At 42.3% G+C, this 16,603-nt stretch carries 17 protein-coding genes; 15 read left to right on the plus strand and 2 right to left on the minus strand.

What is annotated here, in order from left to right; genetic code table 11:
- Positions 1-11 precede the first annotated feature (11 nt).
- From LF817_RS07260 to spoVM, 6 genes are all read left to right on the plus strand, one after another.
- Positions 12-773, plus strand: coding sequence for a Stp1/IreP family PP2C-type Ser/Thr phosphatase (locus tag LF817_RS07260; protein ID WP_253935285.1), 762 nt, complete (start codon positions 12-14; stop codon positions 771-773).
- The gene (pknB, locus tag LF817_RS07265) at positions 773-2,803 is read left to right on the plus strand and encodes a Stk1 family PASTA domain-containing Ser/Thr kinase (RefSeq protein WP_253935128.1); all 2,031 of its coding nucleotides are present in this window, start codon (positions 773-775) and stop codon (positions 2,801-2,803) included. Before LF817_RS07260 ends, pknB begins: the two co-directional genes overlap by 1 nt.
- Positions 2,804-3,685: a ribosome small subunit-dependent GTPase A gene (gene rsgA, locus LF817_RS07270; RefSeq protein WP_253935129.1), complete on the plus strand. Its 882-nt coding sequence runs from the start codon at positions 2,804-2,806 to the stop codon at positions 3,683-3,685. It abuts the gene before it with no gap.
- A gap of 3 nt (positions 3,686-3,688) precedes the next feature.
- The gene (rpe, locus tag LF817_RS07275) at positions 3,689-4,339 is read left to right on the plus strand and encodes a ribulose-phosphate 3-epimerase (protein ID WP_253935130.1); all 651 of its coding nucleotides are present in this window, start codon (positions 3,689-3,691) and stop codon (positions 4,337-4,339) included.
- A gap of 280 nt (positions 4,340-4,619) precedes the next feature.
- Positions 4,620-5,276, plus strand: a complete 657-nt coding sequence (locus tag LF817_RS07280; protein WP_253935131.1) for a thiamine diphosphokinase — start codon at positions 4,620-4,622, stop codon at positions 5,274-5,276.
- 44 nt (positions 5,277-5,320) lie between these two features.
- Positions 5,321-5,401 carry a stage V sporulation protein SpoVM gene (gene spoVM / locus LF817_RS07285; protein WP_253935286.1) on the plus strand — a complete coding sequence of 27 codons (81 nt, stop codon included), beginning with the start codon at positions 5,321-5,323 and terminating at the stop codon, positions 5,399-5,401.
- A gap of 40 nt (positions 5,402-5,441) precedes the next feature.
- Here spoVM and rpmB read toward each other — a convergent pair whose 3' ends face one another.
- Complete coding sequence (gene rpmB / locus LF817_RS07290; RefSeq protein ID WP_253935132.1) at positions 5,442-5,630, minus strand: 50S ribosomal protein L28; 189 nt, start codon at positions 5,628-5,630, stop codon at positions 5,442-5,444.
- 224 nt (positions 5,631-5,854) lie between these two features.
- Between rpmB and LF817_RS07295 the strand changes: the two genes are divergently transcribed.
- Positions 5,855-6,217, plus strand: coding sequence for an Asp23/Gls24 family envelope stress response protein (locus LF817_RS07295; protein ID WP_253935133.1), 363 nt, complete (start codon positions 5,855-5,857; stop codon positions 6,215-6,217).
- A gap of 32 nt (positions 6,218-6,249) precedes the next feature.
- Positions 6,250-7,911: a DAK2 domain-containing protein gene (locus LF817_RS07300; RefSeq protein WP_253935134.1), complete on the plus strand. Its 1,662-nt coding sequence runs from the start codon at positions 6,250-6,252 to the stop codon at positions 7,909-7,911.
- Between the two features lie 170 nt (positions 7,912-8,081).
- Here the strand turns inward: LF817_RS07300 and LF817_RS07305 are convergent, their stop codons facing one another.
- Positions 8,082-9,350 (minus strand): NCS2 family permease, encoded by a 1,269-nt coding sequence (locus LF817_RS07305; RefSeq protein ID WP_253935135.1) that lies wholly within the window; start codon positions 9,348-9,350, stop codon positions 8,082-8,084.
- A 204-nt stretch (positions 9,351-9,554) separates the two neighbouring features.
- Here LF817_RS07305 and sdaAB point away from each other — a divergent pair, with 204 nt between their 5' ends.
- From sdaAB to fabG, 7 genes are all read left to right on the plus strand, one after another.
- The gene (gene sdaAB, locus LF817_RS07310; RefSeq protein WP_253935136.1) at positions 9,555-10,217 is read left to right on the plus strand and encodes an L-serine ammonia-lyase, iron-sulfur-dependent subunit beta; all 663 of its coding nucleotides are present in this window, start codon (positions 9,555-9,557) and stop codon (positions 10,215-10,217) included.
- 21 nt (positions 10,218-10,238) lie between these two features.
- Positions 10,239-11,120 (plus strand): L-serine ammonia-lyase, iron-sulfur-dependent, subunit alpha, encoded by an 882-nt coding sequence (gene sdaAA / locus LF817_RS07315; RefSeq protein ID WP_253935137.1) that lies wholly within the window; start codon positions 10,239-10,241, stop codon positions 11,118-11,120.
- Positions 11,120-13,165, plus strand: a complete 2,046-nt coding sequence (recG, locus tag LF817_RS07320; RefSeq protein ID WP_253935138.1) for an ATP-dependent DNA helicase RecG — start codon at positions 11,120-11,122, stop codon at positions 13,163-13,165. Before sdaAA ends, recG begins: the two co-directional genes overlap by 1 nt.
- A 134-nt stretch (positions 13,166-13,299) precedes the next feature.
- On the plus strand, positions 13,300-13,881 hold the full coding sequence (fapR, locus tag LF817_RS07325) for a transcription factor FapR (RefSeq protein ID WP_253935139.1): 582 nt from the start codon (positions 13,300-13,302) through the stop codon (positions 13,879-13,881).
- Positions 13,878-14,885, plus strand: a complete 1,008-nt coding sequence (plsX, locus tag LF817_RS07330) for a phosphate acyltransferase PlsX (protein ID WP_253935140.1) — start codon at positions 13,878-13,880, stop codon at positions 14,883-14,885. The genes fapR and plsX overlap by 4 nt, the downstream gene beginning before the upstream one ends.
- On the plus strand, positions 14,882-15,823 hold the full coding sequence (fabD, locus tag LF817_RS07335; protein ID WP_253935141.1) for an ACP S-malonyltransferase: 942 nt from the start codon (positions 14,882-14,884) through the stop codon (positions 15,821-15,823). The genes plsX and fabD overlap by 4 nt, the downstream gene beginning before the upstream one ends.
- The gene (fabG, locus tag LF817_RS07340) at positions 15,823-16,563 is read left to right on the plus strand and encodes a 3-oxoacyl-[acyl-carrier-protein] reductase (protein ID WP_253935142.1); all 741 of its coding nucleotides are present in this window, start codon (positions 15,823-15,825) and stop codon (positions 16,561-16,563) included. Before fabD ends, fabG begins: the two co-directional genes overlap by 1 nt.
- Positions 16,564-16,603 lie beyond the last annotated feature (40 nt).

A 16,603-nucleotide genomic window follows, 5' to 3' on the forward strand; every position in this document is an offset into this window, starting at 1 on the left:
GGGTGATGACCATGAAAGGCAGCTTTTTAACAGATCAAGGGAAAGTACGACAGCATAATGAAGATGCAGGCGGCGTCTATTTGAATGAGCAGAACCAATTGCTCGCTGTTGTTGCTGATGGGATGGGAGGACACCAGGCAGGTGATATAGCTAGTCAATTAGCTGTATCAACCTTACATAATCAATGGGAGGAAACGTCAGCAATACAAGGTCCTAAAGCAGCGGAGAATTGGCTGAGAGAAGCAATCCTCGAAGTTAATCAAGTCATACTGCAGCATTCCAGGGATCATGAGGAATGTCGGGGGATGGGGACGACAGTGGTGGTCGCTGTATGTGACCATCAATTTGCAACGGTCGGGCATATCGGCGACAGCCGCGTGTATATTGCTAATCATTATGGATTCAAACGTGTAACGGAAGATCATTCATTGGTCAATGAGCTAGTAAGATCTGGTCAAATCTCTGAAGAACAGGCGGAATCACATCCGAGGAAAAATGTTTTATTAAAAGCTCTTGGAACAGATGAGAATATATCTCCTGACATCGTAACCTTTGAATTCGAGGAAGACGACCGGTTGCTGCTATGCTCAGATGGATTAACGAACAAAGTTAGTGAAGACGAACTTTCCAGAATCAAAGAGTACAATGGAGAGTGGCAGCAACTTTGTCAATCATTGGTCGATCTCGCCAACGAACGCGGTGGGGAAGACAACATAACTTTGGCTATTGTTCATCATCACGAAGCCCCAATTGTGAAAGAGGGTGCTGATTAATGTTGAATAATCGTCTCCTCAACGATCGCTATCAAATAAAAGACACGATCGGCGGAGGAGGGATGGCCAACGTTTACCTTGCCCATGATAATATTCTTGATCGTGAAGTGGCTATCAAAGTGTTACGACTTGAATACGGGAATGATGAAGAGTTCATAGCAAGGTTCCATCGAGAAGCACACTCAGCCACAAGTTTATCCCATCCGAACATTGTAAATATCTATGATGTTGGAGAAGAAGACGAAATTTATTATATGGTGATGGAGTACGTCGATGGTATGACCTTAAAACAATACATCCAGCAGAAAAGTCCAGTTGATGTCGCGGATGCTATTGATATCATGAGGCAAGTAACCTCTGCAATATCATTGGCCCACCACAATGAAATCGTTCACAGGGATATCAAACCTCAAAACATATTGATCGACCATTACGGCCATGTAAAAGTAACAGACTTCGGCATAGCCATGGCATTAAGTGCAACAGCACTCACCCAAACCAACTCAGTGCTTGGCTCAGTCCATTATTTATCACCTGAACAGGCTCGTGGGGGCATGGCTACAAAAAAGTCTGACATTTACTCGATGGGGATCGTGTTTTTTGAATTACTGACGGGCCGGCTGCCGTTCTCAGGTGAATCGCCGGTTTCTATAGCGTTGAAACATTTACAGCACGATACGCCTTCATTAAAAAGATGGATACCGGACCTCCCCCAAAGTGTTGAAAATATCGTACTTAAGTCGACAGCCAAAGATCCTTTCCATAGATATGAATCTGTCATTGAAATGGAACATGATTTAGAAACGTCGTTAGAACCGTATCGTTTGAATGAGCCTGTTTTTGCTATTCCTGATGAAGAAGACGAAAAGACAAAGGCGATTCCAGTCATTACCGAAGAAGATTTCGACGGTCAGGACGAAGATGCCACCATTGTCCATGATACCAACCATCATCACGACAGCAAGGCTTTAGAAGAAACTAAAAAAGGCGTCCCCACTAAAAAAGAGAATAAAAAGGCTAAAAAACAAGCAAAGAAAAAAAGTAAAGGTAAATCAAATAAGAAGAATAAATGGCTTATTTGGCTTACGATCATCTTTTTGCTTCTTGCTTCTGCAGGGGTGGCTGCAGTCTTCGTCGTTCCTATTATGCTGCAGCCTGATGATGTGGAAATGATTGATGTTGAAGGTATGGAATACGGAGAAGCTTATACTGAATTGTCCGATTTGAATCTTAATGTAAGCCGTGAACAAATATTTTCGGACACGGTTGAGGAAGGTTTAGTTGTACGCTCAGATCCTGAAGCAGGTGACACCATAAAGGAAGAATCGGAAGTCACTGTATACACTTCACAAGGAAAAGAGAGAGTAGAATTCGAGGAATACATTGGTCAGAATTATGATAGTGTCAAAGAGGAATTAGACAATGAAGGTTATTCTACCGTCCTGGCGATTGAACAAACCTCCGAGAGACCTAGAGGAGAAATCATTGAGCAAATACAGCCGCAGCCAGGAGATCAAGTAATTGTCGACGAGACTCGCGTCATTTTTCAAGTAAGTACAGGACCTCCTACAATAACGCTGAGACCTTTAGAAGGACAAACGGTGGAAGAGGCTGAAAATTACTTGGGCGATAATGACTTGGAATCTTCTATTTCGGAAGAACATTCAAACGAAGTACCAGAAGGACAAGTCATCAGTCAGGATCCGGACTCCCTTAGTGAGGTTGAAGAAGGTTCTACAGTTAACCTCGTTGTATCTCTTGGTCCTGAAGAATTACAGCCTCGTGAGGAAACCGTTCAAGTTGAGGTCCCTTTCAATGAAGAATTGGGTCAAGAAGAACAGCGGGTTATCGTTTATGTGGATGATCTAAATAATAGAATTTCAGATGTGTTTTTAGAAGAAACCATCACTGAAGACACAGTTATTGATATAGACTTGACGGTTCCTCCTGAAAACGATGCCACCTATAAAGTTTTACTTGAAGATGAAGTAATTGAAGAAGAGAATGTTCCCTATGAAGCAGGTGATTAAATGCCAACAGGAAAAATAATTAAATCATTAAGCGGATTTTATTACGTTCTTCACGAAGGAACGGTTTACCAGTGTCGTGGCCGAGGCAACTTTCGTAAAAGAAAAATAACCCCCCTTGTTGGTGATGTTGTAGAGTTTCAAGCCGAAACCATCAAAGAGGGATATATTTTATCTATTGAGGAGCGCACGAATGAATTTGTTCGTCCACCGATTGCTAACGTGGATCAGGCCTTAATTGTAACGTCTGGAGCTCATCCCGACTTCAATCCGCTCCTTCTCGATCGATTTTTAGTTTTAGTCGAAGCTAAACGTCTGCAGCCGATCATAGTAATCTCTAAAATGGATCAGATAGATGAACAGACGGTTATTCGCATGAATGAATACAAGGATATTTATGAAAAAATCGGGTATACCGTACTTTTGACTTCGGTTTTTGATAAACACGCATTGGATCGTATCCAGTCCCACCTGGCTGACCGAACAACTGTCATCGCCGGGCAGTCGGGTGTAGGCAAGTCTTCGATTTTGAATTCCATCAATCCTATGCTGAATTTGGATACCGATGAAATTTCGGAAAGCCTTGGTCGAGGTAAACATACAACAAGACATGTCGAGCTTTATGAAATTGCCGGCGGGCTGGTCGCGGACACTCCGGGCTTCAGTTCGCTGGAGTTCAATGATCTGGAGCTGGATCAATTAAGCGAATGCTTTCCTGAATTTGTAGAAGTTCAGGACTATTGTAAATTCAGAGGTTGTCAGCATGATAAGGAACCTAAATGCGCGGTGAAAACAGAAGTTGAGAAAGGTACAATATCCAACCAACGATACCAACATTATTTACATTTTGTTGAAGAAATCAAGAATCGAAAGCCGAGGTATTAAATTATGACAAAAATTGCACCATCCATACTCGCTTCAGACTTTTCCAAATTGGCTGAAGAAATAAAAGAAGTGGAAGACGGAGGGGCTGATTACATTCATGTAGATGTGATGGACGGCCATTTTGTCCCTAATATTACAATCGGATCTTTGATCGTCGAAAGCATCCGGCCGAAGACCGAATTACCATTAGATGTACATTTGATGATAGAACACCCCGATCAGTATATCGAACAATTTGCTAAAGCTGGATCTGATATCATAACAGTGCATCAGGAAGCATGTCCTCATTTGCATCGGACGATCCAGCTCATCAAAAGTTTCGGTGTTAAAGCTGGAGTCGTTCTTAACCCCGCTACACCGATTGAATCGATCGCACCCATTTTAGGTGATGTAGATCTCGTGCTGCTCATGACGGTGAATCCTGGTTTTGGAGGACAGTCCTTCATTGACTCTGTGCTTCCAAAAATAGAAAAGGCAGCGCAACTAAGACGAGAAAACAAGTACAACTTTGAAATTGAAGTGGATGGCGGAGTGAACAAAGAGACGGCAAGACTTTGTACACAAGCTGGTGCAGATGTTTTAGTTGCAGGCAGTGCTATCTTTAATGAAACCAATCGTAAGACAGCAATAGATCATATCAAAGACTCGATTTAGTTAAAAAAGGGCTCAAATAGTAAACCTATTTGTCAGCCCTTTTTTTATAAGGTGAACGATGTAATTGCCTTTTACTAATAGAGTGATTCTCTGCTATATGTTCGACTTGATCCGTTTGGGAGAAGGGGCATTTGGGGAAGCCCAGCGTACCGCGGGAGTGGGCTGAGCCTGCTTCCCCGAGGAAAACGAGCTGTTTTCAATTTTATAAAAATTAAAACTGAATAGACGTAGCGGAGTCATAATTGATATTACTTTTTATTTGTTTAGGGGGTGGGATTGGATGAGGAAGAAATATGCTATAGTCGGCGGTGGACCTAAGCGTTATATACCTGATTTAACAGAATATCAAGAAGACGTCATGACCTGGGTAGGTGCAGATCAAGGAGCTGTGGTCATATTAGAAAATAATATGCCTTTACACAAAGCCATCGGGGATTTCGATTCGGTTGATGAACAATCTTTTCAGCGCATTAAAGAAGAAGCGAAGGACTTCAGTATCTATCCTAATGAAAAGGATGAAACAGATTTAGAACTAGCTCTACAATATGTGAAAAGTCTTCAAGCATCAGAACTGTTCCTGTTTGGCGTAACCGGAGGCAGACTTGACCATGCTCTTATTAATATCCAGTTACTATATCCTTTATGGAAAGAGGGGATAAAGGCTGCGATCATCGACGCTCAAAATAAGGTGGAATTAGTTGGGGCAGGCTCGCATAAGATACACAAGGACAGCGACTACCAATACGTATCGTTTCTCCCCGTGACCTTAGACATCCGGAAGTTAAGTTTATCAGGCTTTTCATATCCACTGAATGAAGCTGATTTATCCTATGGATCTACGAGGTGTATTTCAAACTATTTGATTGAAGATGAAGGTACTTTTTCATTTACCGAAGGCATACTGTTAGTAATAAGAAGTAAAGATATTAATTACTAGAGGGATTCTGGCACTCATAGTTTTATATGTTGAGGAGGAGGCTCATGAAATTTTATACGATCAAACTTCCCCGTTTTCTTGGCGGCATGGTACGGGCTCTCATTGGAACATTCAAAAAGGATTAACAAAAAAAGCACCCAGCTGTGGGTGCTTTTTTTGTAACGCTTATACGCGTTCGACTTTGCCTGATTTTAATTCGCGAGCAGATACATAAACTTTTTTAGGTTTGCCATCCACTAGAATACGTACTTTTTGTACGTTAGCTTTAAATTTACGTTTATTAGCATTCATCGCGTGGGAACGGTGGTTTCCACTGCTTGTGCTGCGACCTGATACGACACATTTACGTGACATGTAAATCCCTCCTGTTACATACATAGATCTTAAAATACTTAATTAATGTACCATATAGAGCGTTCAATTGCAATAAACACCTATCAATAATATCAAGAATTTTCTCTTGACAGATAAGAGGAATTGATACAAAGTATATGAAGGGTTTCTGTGTCAGCGGAAAGCTCTGATTATTCTATGTTATAATAAATTCACGAATAAGACGAGTTTAAAGGAGGATTCTTATGTCTATTGATCTTCAAAATAAATATGGTCATATTACAATTAACAATGATGTTATTTCCACCATAGCCGGCGGGGCTGCCGTCGAATGTTATGGTATAGTAGGGATGGCTTCTAAGAATCAACTTCGTGATGGCTTAGCAGAAATGCTGAGGCGTGAAAACTTCTCAAAAGGTGTAGTTGTTCGACAAGAAGAGGAACTTCTGCACATAGACATGTATATCATTGTAAGTTATGGCACAAAAATCTCTGAAGTGGCGCATAACGTGCAATCCCAGGTGAAATATACATTGAACAAAAATGTCGGGTTATCCGTTAACTCCGTGAATATTTTTATTCAAGGAGTGCGAGTAACGAACGAATAGAGCCCGTTATGTAGTCAAAGGAGGAAAATAGAGTGACTTTAAGTAATGTAAACGGTTCAAAATTAGCTGAGATGGTGTTACAAGGTGCACATCATTTAAAAAATAATTCTCAAATGATCGATGCCTTGAATGTTTTTCCCGTCCCTGATGGAGACACCGGTACAAATATGAATTTATCGATGACTTCGGGAGCAGAAGAAGTCAAAAAGATAAGCGAGGATCATGCAGGCATTGTGGCACAGGCCCTCGCTAAAGGTCTGCTTATGGGGGCTCGCGGGAACTCGGGAGTCATCTTATCTCAATTGTTCCGTGGTTTCTCAAAAACAATCGAAAATAAAGAAGTCTTGACCACTAAAGATTTAGCTCAAGCCTTCCAGGGCGGTGTAAATACTGCTTATAAAGCTGTAATGAAGCCTGTAGAAGGAACTATTTTGACGGTAGCCCGGGAGTCTGCTGAAGAAGCAGTACAGATCGCTGAACAAGAAGAAGATGTAGTGGCCTTTATGGAAGGCGTTACAAAAGCTGCACATGATTCATTAAAAAGGACTCCGGATTTGCTTCCCGTTTTAAAAGAGGTGGGCGTAGTAGACAGCGGCGGTCAAGGTCTTCTTACCATTTATGAAGGGTTTCTGGCCAACTTGAAAGGGGAAGAAGTCCCTGAAGCTGCCTCGCACGTTTCCATGGATGAAATGGTTAATGCGGAACACCATAAATCTGCTCAAGATTTTATGAACACTGAAGATATTGAGTTTGGGTACTGCACGGAATTTATGGTTAAATTTGATGAAGATAAATTGAAAGAAAACCCTTATGATGATGAGAGTTTTCGTGAAGAATTAAGTAATCATGGGGATTCATTGCTCGTCGTATCGGATGAAGATTTAATTAAAGTCCATATACATGCTGAATATCCGGGAGAGACGATGACTCTTGGACAAAGATATGGAAGCTTAATTAACATGAAGATCGAAAATATGAGAGAACAACACACTTCAATCGTTGGTGAAAAGCAGAAGACGAAATCTAAGGAAAAATCCAACTATGGTATCGTAACGGTCGCGATGGGTGAGGGGATAAAGAGATTGTTTGAGAGTCTTGGCGCCAATATCGTCATTCAAGGCGGTCAAACGATGAATCCAAGTACAAAGGATATTTCAGACGCCATCGATCAAGCTCATGCTGAACAAGTTCTCATTCTGCCGAATAATAAAAACATTACAATGGCAGCTGAACAAGCTGCTGAATTAGCAGATGTAGACGTTAGAGTAGTCCCTTCTAAAACAATTCCTCAAGGAATAAGCGCCCTATTAGGGTTCAACCCTGAAGCGGCTCTCTCTGAAAATGAAAAAGAAATGACCGACCTAATGAGCCAGGTTAAAAGCGGTCAGGTAACTTATGCTGTACGCGATACGCAAATTGATGGAATGACGATTGAAAAAGGTCATTTTATGGGGATTTTAGAAGGAGATATCACTTCTACTCAAAAAGACCAATTAGAGACGGCAAAAGAACTTTTAAAAGCTATGATAGATGAGGAAGAAGACGAAATCATCACTATTATCAGCGGCGAAGAAACCTCTCAAGAAGAACTGGATAAGCTTGAGGCTTTCCTGGAAGATCAATACGAGGATCTTGAAATTGAAATTCATAACGGTGGCCAGCCTATCTACTCTTATATTTTTTCAGTGGAATAAATAATTTAAAAAAGCACTTCCTTTTTAAAAAAGGAAGTGCTTTTTTGATTTCTAGAACCAAGCTTCAGCTTAGAAGATCTAGCGGCTTAGCTATCAGAATACATGGCGTGAAAACGCAGACCATTTTAGTATTGCTAATACGTATCCTCCAGATCTTCGCTTTTGCCTTTTTAGTGACCGATTGAGCGGATGATAAGTTCAACGAGAAAAACCATGGCAATTAATACGACTGGCGTCGATAGCTCTCTTTGTTTCCCTAACGCAAATTTAACGATTGGATAGGCGATGAAACCAAACGCCATACCGTCAGCAATCGAATACGTGAACGGAATCATTACAATGATTAGAAAAGCTGGCATCGCTTCAGATAAATTATCTAAAGGGATTTCTTTAATGTTTTGAACCATAAGAGCTCCAACTATAATTAAAATCGGGCTTATTGCCGTGGAAGGTACCATTGAAATCCAAGGAATCAATAAAATGGTCGATAGAAAAAGTCCTGCCATCAAAAGACTAGCTCTCCCTGTTTTTCCACCTGAAGCAATTACGGCTGCGCTTTCGGCTGATGATACAGTCGGGGACGTGCCGAAAAAGCCGCTGGTCAACGCAGTGAAAGCAGACGCTTGATAAGACTTTTTGAATTTACCTCGCTGCTCCAACATATCGAGCTGGCCATGGATCAGTCCCATGTTTTCAAATATAAGGACAATGGCTAAAGGGAAGACAGCCATCCAAAAACTGAATTCAGTGACTCCTTCAAAAGAAGGCAGGAAAACCCATTGTTGTTCTGTCACGTTAATGGACTGTCCTGGTCCGTCCAAAAGTCCGGTGAAATGGGCTATAATTGTGCCCACGATCATCGTGATCAAAAAGTTGCCTGGTACATTTTTTGCGAATAAGAAGATAGCCACAAATAACGTAAGCAGACTAGTGATCACAAGAGCTGAGGAAGGATTCCCTAAGGCAATCAATGAATGTTCTCCCTTTACGACAATTCCGCCTTTCTCCAGTCCGATCAGAGTAAGGAACATGCCAAGCCCGACGGTTATCGCTATTTTTAACGATTCTGGGATGGCTTGTTTAAGCCAATCACCTAGTTTGGTGAACGCCGTAATTAAAAAAAGTATCGCAGCGATAATGACGACAGCCAATCCTTCTTGAAATTCCATTCCTTTTCCTTCCACTATGGAATAAGCGAAAAGTGCGTTCACTCCCATTCCAGGAATCAGAACCATTGGAGCGTTCGCGTAAAGAGCCATGATCAAACAGCCAACGGCACTGGCAAGGATAGTTGCAACCATTCCATTTTCCAACGGAAGACCTGCATCTTCTAGAATTTGACTATTGACGGCTACAATATATACAGTCGTAAAGTAGCCGATCAGCCCTGCAACTAGATCCTTGCGTAAGCTATGCTGAGAATTGTGCTGGTTAAGCATCGTATTCTCCTCTATGAAATTATCCCTCTCCCACCCGGTTATCCGATAACCCACAAGTCTTAATTCTACTCGGAACCGACCATATAATCAATACAGAAGATAAATATTGATATTAATTTTAAATAAATATGGTAAAATATAATCGGTAATAGAAGAATAAGAAAGCGATTACGTTTTGAATGCTTTCATGGGATGGTGATCTTAATGAAATATAGATCGGTTTTTGATATTATAGGTCCGGTCATGATTGGACCTTCAAGTTCACATACAGCTGGTGCGGCGCGGATAGGACGGGCGGCCAGACATTTATTCGGCAGAGAACCTAAGTATGCGCATGTCTATTTTTATGGTTCATTTGCTGAAACATATAAAGGACACGGAACTGACGTCGCTATTATTGGCGGATTATTAGATTATGACACGGACGATACCAGGATCAGGTCTTCGCTTGAGACTGCGAGCAATCGCGGGATTGACGTTAATTTCTATGAAGAGGCTGCCCAGACGGACCACCCGAACACTGCTCGCATTGTTATAGGGGATGATGATAGAGAAATCGAGCTGGTCGGAATATCGATCGGCGGCGGAAAAGTAGAGATAACTGAGCTTGATGGATTTGAATTGAGGCTGTCGGGAAGTCACCCGGCCATCCTGCTTATTCATAATGACCGTTATGGTGCCATAGCATCTGCAACAACTATTTTGGCTAGTCATGAAATCAACATAGGACGAATGGAAGTGTCTCGAAAAGCTCAGGGTGAACAAGCATTAATGGTAATTGAAGTTGATCAAAACATTGAAGATTATGTATTAAATGAACTGGAACGAGCAGATCATATCACTCAAGTTGCTCGGATTTCCGATTAGATAGAAGAAAGGGGCGCGCTTATGTTTAAAAATGCAGCTGAATTAGTAGAGCTTGCAGAAAAAGGGAACATTCCCATCTCTGAAGTGATGATTCGCCAGGAAATGGAAGTCAAGCAAGTGACAAGAGAGCAAGTCTATACACAAATGGAGCGCAATTTAGATGTAATGGAAAAAGCTGTTGAGGATGGTTTGAAGGGTGTCAAATCGCACAGTGGACTTACAGGAGGGGACGCTGTGCTGATTCAAACATACATGAAAAATCACAAACCATTATCAGGCCACCTGTTAATGGATGCTGTCAGTAAAGCTGTCGCCACTAACGAAGTGAATGCCGCAATGGGGACTATATGCGCTACGCCTACCGCAGGCAGTGCAGGTTGTGTACCGGGAACACTTTTTGCGGTCAAAAACCAGTTGAATCCAACTCGTGATCAGATGGTCCGTTACTTGTTTACGTCAGGGGCTTTCGGATTTATTGTAGCGAATAATGCTTCTATTTCCGGTGCAGCAGGTGGTTGTCAGGCGGAGGTTGGATCTGCCGCAGGGATGGCTGCCGCAGCTATTGTAGAAATGGCAGGAGGTTCCCCTTCTCAATCGGCTGAAGCTATGGCGATCACTTTAAAAAATATGATCGGATTAATCTGCGATCCAGTCGCTGGATTGGTAGAAGTACCTTGTGTAAAAAGAAATGCGATGGGAGCTTCTAATGCGGTAGTTGCTGCCGATATGGCGCTTGCTGGAGTCACGAGCAGAATACCGTGCGATGAGGTTATCGATACGATGTATAAAGTAGGTCAAAGAATGCCTACTGACTTCAGAGAAACAGCTAAAGGCGGCCTTGCAGCTACAGCGACTGGCAAGAAGCTCGAAGCACAAGTTTATGGGAATGTGCAGAAATCATAATGAATCAGCGATTGAAACTTCCGATCAGTCAAGTGACAGGTATTGGCGAAAAGCTTCAAGCTCACTTAAACGAGCTGGGGCTTTTTGATGTTGAAGATTTATTATTTTATTTCCCTCACCGCTATGATTCTTACGAAGTAAAGCCGTTAACTGAGTTAGAGCACCAGGAAAAAGCAACAATTGAAGGTCAACTTACCGCAGATCCTACAGTTCAATTTTACGGTAAAAAGAAATCCCGCTTGACGATGATGCTTCAGGTCAGCCAATTTAGTGTGAAAGCAGTCATGTTCAATCGGCCATTTGCGAAGAAACAATTGAAGGCTGGTGATACAGTCACTGTCACTGGGAAGTGGGATCAGCATCGTTTGCAAATTACAGTCAGCCAATATAAAAAAGGGGAAGCCAAAAGCCAGGAACCCATTCAACCCGTCTATACCCTTAAAGAAAGTGTAACACTGGTAACTTTAAGAAAAGTGATTAAGGCTGCTCTGGAGGAATATATAACTGACGTGGAGGAGATTCTCCCCGAACATACGACCGTTTCCTACAAACTCCCTGGTCGACAGCAAGCTCTTCACCAAATGCATTATCCGGAGAGCCGGGTTTTACTAAAGCATGCCAAGCGCCGTTTCATTTATGAGGAATTTTTGATTTTTCAGCTCAAGATGCAGCTGCTAAGAAAATTACAAAGAGAGTCAACGACTGGCAACGCTCAAAATTATGATAACGATCAATTGACGAATTTTGTACAAACCCTTCCCTTTGAGTTGACAGGAGCACAAAAAAGGTCACTTGCAGAAATCTTGAAAGATATGAAGAATCCTTATCGAATGAATCGCTTGCTGCAAGGGGATGTAGGCTCTGGCAAAACCGCCGTAGCTGCTATCGCGTTGTATGCCTCGATTACAACAGGGAAACAGGCTGCACTGATGGTGCCGACAGAGATTCTTGCTGAACAGCACGCAGCTTCACTTAAAGAGCTTTTTGGTGATTTATTGTCTATCGTGTTATTAACCGGCTCTGTCAAAGGTAAAAAAAGAAAAGAAATGCTCGAGCAGATTAAAAATAACCAAGTCGATTTGATCATAGGGACCCACGCGCTCATTCAGGATGAAGTCAATTTCAATAATCTCGGTTTTGTCATTGTTGATGAACAGCACAGGTTCGGTGTGAATCAAAGAAGAACCTTACGAGATAAAGGGCTGAATCCTGATGTGTTATTCATGACCGCAACACCTATTCCTCGGACATTGGCAATTACTGCGTTCGGAGATATGGATGTGTCGGTCATTGATGAAATGCCTGCGGGACGAAAACCTGTAGATACGTACTGGGTAAAAGGCCAAATTACCGACAAAGTACTCAGTTTCATCCAAAAAGAAATCAATCTTGGCCACCAGGCTTATGTCATTTGTCCTTTAATCGAAGAATCAGACGAACTCGACATTCAAAATGCGATCGATCTTTATCATCAACTGGCTCATGTTTATGAACCTAAGGTCCACGTTGGTCTTATGCATGGACGTTTGTCCAATGAAGAAAAAGAGGAAGTGATGCAGAAATACGCTGCCAACGAAATACAAATCCTAGTCTCGACGACAGTTGTAGAAGTCGGTGTCAACGTCCCTAATGCTACCGTCATGGTCATCCATGATGCTGAGCGGTTCGGGCTTTCTCAACTTCATCAGTTAAGAGGTCGTGTCGGGAGAGGACAGCATCAAAGCTATTGTATTCTACTAGCTGACCCGAAAAATGAAGTAGGAAAAGAACGAATGAGAATTATGACCGAAACGACGGATGGTTTTGAATTATCTGAACAGGATTTGAAATTGCGTGGCCCAGGAGATTTTTTCGGCAGAAAGCAAAGTGGTATGCCTGAATTCAAAGTAGGGGATATGGTCCACGATTACCGGGCCTTAGAAACTGCCAGACAGGATGCTGCAGATATTATTTCTAATAATGCGCTTGATACAGATAGTCGATATAAGAACTTGAAAGAAATCATAGAACAAGATGAACACATTTTAGGGAAAGTACTTGACTGATACAAGCCTGCTCAGTCAGCAGGCTTGCTTACTTCTCTACTGGACTCTTTTCTTGCGTAATTGATAAAGGTATTATATATTACTGTTAGTACCTAGTCTTAACTCGTGTGGACAGAGGATCGGTGGGAAGATAAATGAAGCTATCTAAACAAGCTAGACAACATGAGCTGAAAAACACCATTGAAGATACACCTTTTATAAGAGATGAAGAACTGGCCCGGAGGTTTGGTGTAAGCATCCAAACGATTCGGCTGGACCGCATGGAACTATCTATTCCTGAACTTAGGGAGCGTATCAAATCCGTTGCGACGCAAGAATGGAACGAAACCGTCAAAGCGCTGCCCATAGAAGAAGTCATAGGTGAAGTCGTTGATTTGGAGCTTGATGTTCGAGCGATTTCAATATTAGATATAAAACCTGAACATGTATTTTCAAGAAATAATATTGCAAGAGGTCATCACTTGTTTGCTCAGGCCAACTCCTTGGCTGTAGCTGTTATTAATGAGGATTTAGCCTTGACTGCTGGTTCGACTATCCGATTCACCCGTCCAGTCAAGTTAGGAGAGCGTGTCATAGCCAAAGCACGGGTGAAAGGTGATGACAGCAAAGGGAGAACGATCGTTGACGTTCACAGTTATGTGGACAATGATGAAGTATTTGCAGGATCGTTCGAAATGTTCCGGGAAAATGAACCAAAGGAGGTGGGAGAGGAATGAAATTAGCCATTGATGCTATGGGAGGAGATCATGCTCCTGAAGCAATCGTTAAAGGTGCCTTACTCGCTGTGTCTTCCATAAAAGATCTTGAAATCACACTCGTGGGAGATAAAGAAAAGATCTCTCCTTTCTTAAATGATAACTCCGCTAAAATCAACGTTTTACATACAACGGAAGTCATCACTGCGGAGGATGAACCCGTGCGTGCTGTGCGAAAGAAAAAGCAAGCATCGATGGTACTCATGGCTAAGGAAGTCAAAGAAGGAAGGGCGGATGGCTGTATATCTGCCGGAAATACAGGTGCTTTAATGAGCGCAGGATTATTCGGAGTCGGCCGTTTGGATGGCGTGGAGCGGCCAGCTTTAAGTCCCACTCTGCCGACTGAAGATGGCAGAGGCTTTTTAATGCTTGATGTAGGCGCTAATGTAGATGCGAAACCTAGTCATCTGCTGCAATATGCTATTATTGGATCGATATATTGTGAAAAGGTAAGAGGGGTTACTTCCCCGAGGGTAGGTCTTTTAAATGTAGGGACGGAAGACGGAAAAGGCAGTGAGCTTACTAAGAAAGCTTTTGAATTGATGAAAGAAGCCCCTATCCAATTTATTGGTAATGTAGAGTCTCGCGATTTACTAAACGGTGCTGCAGATGTCGTCGTCACCGATGGTTTTACAGGGAACATCGCCCTAAAAACTATAGAAGGCACAGCTATGACGATGTTTTCTATGATAAAATCAACGTTCATGTCGAATTTGAAAACAAAGTTGGCTGCAGTTTTAGTGAAAAATGATCTTAAAGGCCTGAAAAATAAATTAGATTATTCTGAGTATGGCGGCGCAGGTTTATTCGGACTGTCAGCACCGGTGATCAAAGCTCACGGATCCTCAAATGAACGAGCAATTCACAGTGCGATCAAACAAGCGTGCCATATGATAGAAAAAGATGTCACTTCAACGATTCAAAGTACATTAAATGAGATGAAAAACGAAGGAGGAGAATCATGAAGAGAGTAGCGTTTATTTTTCCAGGACAAGGCTCTCAGGCTGTCGGAATGGGACATGAGATGTATGAAGCGTATCCTGTCGTTAAAGAATTATTTGACAAAGCCGATCAGACTCTTGGATACTCATTAACGTCCCTTATGTTTGAAGGACCTGCAGAAGAGCTTACAAAAACTGAAAATGCCCAGCCTGGTTTATTGTTGAACAGCGCGGCAATTACTGAGGTTTTAAAAAATGAAGGCATTAAACCTGAGATGACTGCAGGACACAGTCTGGGAGAGTATAGCGCACTAGTGGCAGCGGAAGCGCTTCATCTGAATGATGGGCTTCACCTTGTGCACCATCGAGGTAAACTCATGGAAGAAGCAGTACCTCACGGACAGGGCGCTATGGCAGCAGTACTAGGGCTGTCGAAAGAGGAGATTGAAAAAGTTATACAAAAATGTGATGAGGACGAGCCTGTAGACTTAGCTAATATTAACTGTCCAGGGCAAATTGTCATCTCGGGAACTGCCCGAGGTGTTGAACAAGCTTCCAACAATTTGAAAGAAGCTGGGGCAAAAAGGGTTATGCCTTTGAATGTCAGCGGTCCATTCCATTCTCGTCTCATGAAACCTGCAAGTGAAAAGTTCAATGGTTACTTGAAGGAAGTCGTAATAAACCCTGCTGACTGCCCGGTGTATGCGAATGTAACAGCTGAACCGGTAAAAGACGCAGCACACATTGAACAGCTGTTAATTGAACAACTATATTCGCCAGTGAGGTTTCAGGAAATTTTAGAAGAGTTTGTACAAGCTGATTTAGATGCAATCGTCGAAGTCGGACATGGGAAAGTGTTGAGCGGACTCGTGAAAAAAGTGGACAGACGAACAAAGACCTTTTCGGTGCAGGATCCGGAAACACTTAACAGCTTCATACAATGGTTCAAGGAGGATTCTTAATGTTGAACGAAAATGTCGCGCTTGTGACTGGTGCTTCAAGGGGAATCGGCAGAGCAATCGCTTTAGAATTAGCAGCACAGGGAGCGAAAGTCGCTGTGAATTACGCAGGCAGTGAGGATAAAGCAGAAGCCGTAGTTCAGGAAATCAAAGAAAATGGCGGCGAGGCTATTAAAATTCAAGCCAATGTCTCAAATTCAGGCGAAGTGAAAGATATGGTAAAAGTAGTGGTTGAAACATTTGGTAAACTTGATATTTTAGTTAATAATGCTGGAATCACCCGCGATAATTTATTGATGAGAATGAAAGAAGAAGAGTTTGACGATGTCATTGATACGAACTTAAAAGGTGTGTTTGTCTGTACGAAAGGCGTAACCCGTCAGATGATGAAGCAGAAGTTCGGACGTATCATAAACATTTCATCAATTGTGGGAGTTTCAGGTAATCCTGGCCAAGCCAATTACGTAGCTGCTAAAGCAGGAGTGATCGGTTTGACGAAATCCAACGCAAAAGAGCTGGCAGCTAGGAATATCACGGTGAATGCGGTCGCGCCAGGATACATTACAACGGATATGACCGATCAGTTGACGGAGGAACAACGGGAGCAAATGCTCTCCATGATTCCTCTCGGGCGTCTTGGAGAGGGCGAGGATATTGCGCGTGTCGTTCGTTTTCTTGCTACTAAAGATGCAGATTATATTACCGGGCAGACCATTCACGTCGATGGCGGAATGGTAATGTAAAATTAATCTGGTTTTCCCTATTGAAATTTACTATAATTAT

This window comes from Halobacillus sp. A1, assembly GCF_024189295.1.
Taxonomy (GTDB): domain Bacteria; phylum Bacillota; class Bacilli; order Bacillales; family Halobacillaceae; genus Halobacillus_A.

Bases quoted from the DNA above. Each gene is read 5' to 3' on its own strand.
- LF817_RS07260 (WP_253935285.1), top strand. From the start codon at position 12: ATGAAAGGCAGCTTTTTAACAGATCAAGGGAAAGTACGACAGCATAAT.
- pknB (WP_253935128.1), top strand. From the start codon at position 773: ATGTTGAATAATCGTCTCCTCAACGATCGCTATCAAATAAAAGACACG.
- rsgA (WP_253935129.1), top strand. From the start codon at position 2,804: ATGCCAACAGGAAAAATAATTAAATCATTAAGCGGATTTTATTACGTT.
- rpe (WP_253935130.1), top strand. From the start codon at position 3,689: ATGACAAAAATTGCACCATCCATACTCGCTTCAGACTTTTCCAAATTG.
- LF817_RS07280 (WP_253935131.1), top strand. From the start codon at position 4,620: ATGAGGAAGAAATATGCTATAGTCGGCGGTGGACCTAAGCGTTATATA.
- spoVM (WP_253935286.1), top strand. From the start codon at position 5,321: ATGAAATTTTATACGATCAAACTTCCCCGTTTTCTTGGCGGCATGGTA.
- rpmB (WP_253935132.1), bottom strand. From the start codon at position 5,630: ATGTCACGTAAATGTGTCGTATCAGGTCGCAGCACAAGCAGTGGAAAC.
- LF817_RS07295 (WP_253935133.1), top strand. From the start codon at position 5,855: ATGTCTATTGATCTTCAAAATAAATATGGTCATATTACAATTAACAAT.
- LF817_RS07305 (WP_253935135.1), bottom strand. From the start codon at position 9,350: ATGCTTAACCAGCACAATTCTCAGCATAGCTTACGCAAGGATCTAGTT.
- sdaAB (WP_253935136.1), top strand. From the start codon at position 9,555: ATGAAATATAGATCGGTTTTTGATATTATAGGTCCGGTCATGATTGGA.
- sdaAA (WP_253935137.1), top strand. From the start codon at position 10,239: ATGTTTAAAAATGCAGCTGAATTAGTAGAGCTTGCAGAAAAAGGGAAC.
- recG (WP_253935138.1), top strand. From the start codon at position 11,120: ATGAATCAGCGATTGAAACTTCCGATCAGTCAAGTGACAGGTATTGGC.
- fapR (WP_253935139.1), top strand. From the start codon at position 13,300: ATGAAGCTATCTAAACAAGCTAGACAACATGAGCTGAAAAACACCATT.
- plsX (WP_253935140.1), top strand. From the start codon at position 13,878: ATGAAATTAGCCATTGATGCTATGGGAGGAGATCATGCTCCTGAAGCA.
- fabD (WP_253935141.1), top strand. From the start codon at position 14,882: ATGAAGAGAGTAGCGTTTATTTTTCCAGGACAAGGCTCTCAGGCTGTC.
- fabG (WP_253935142.1), top strand. From the start codon at position 15,823: ATGTTGAACGAAAATGTCGCGCTTGTGACTGGTGCTTCAAGGGGAATC.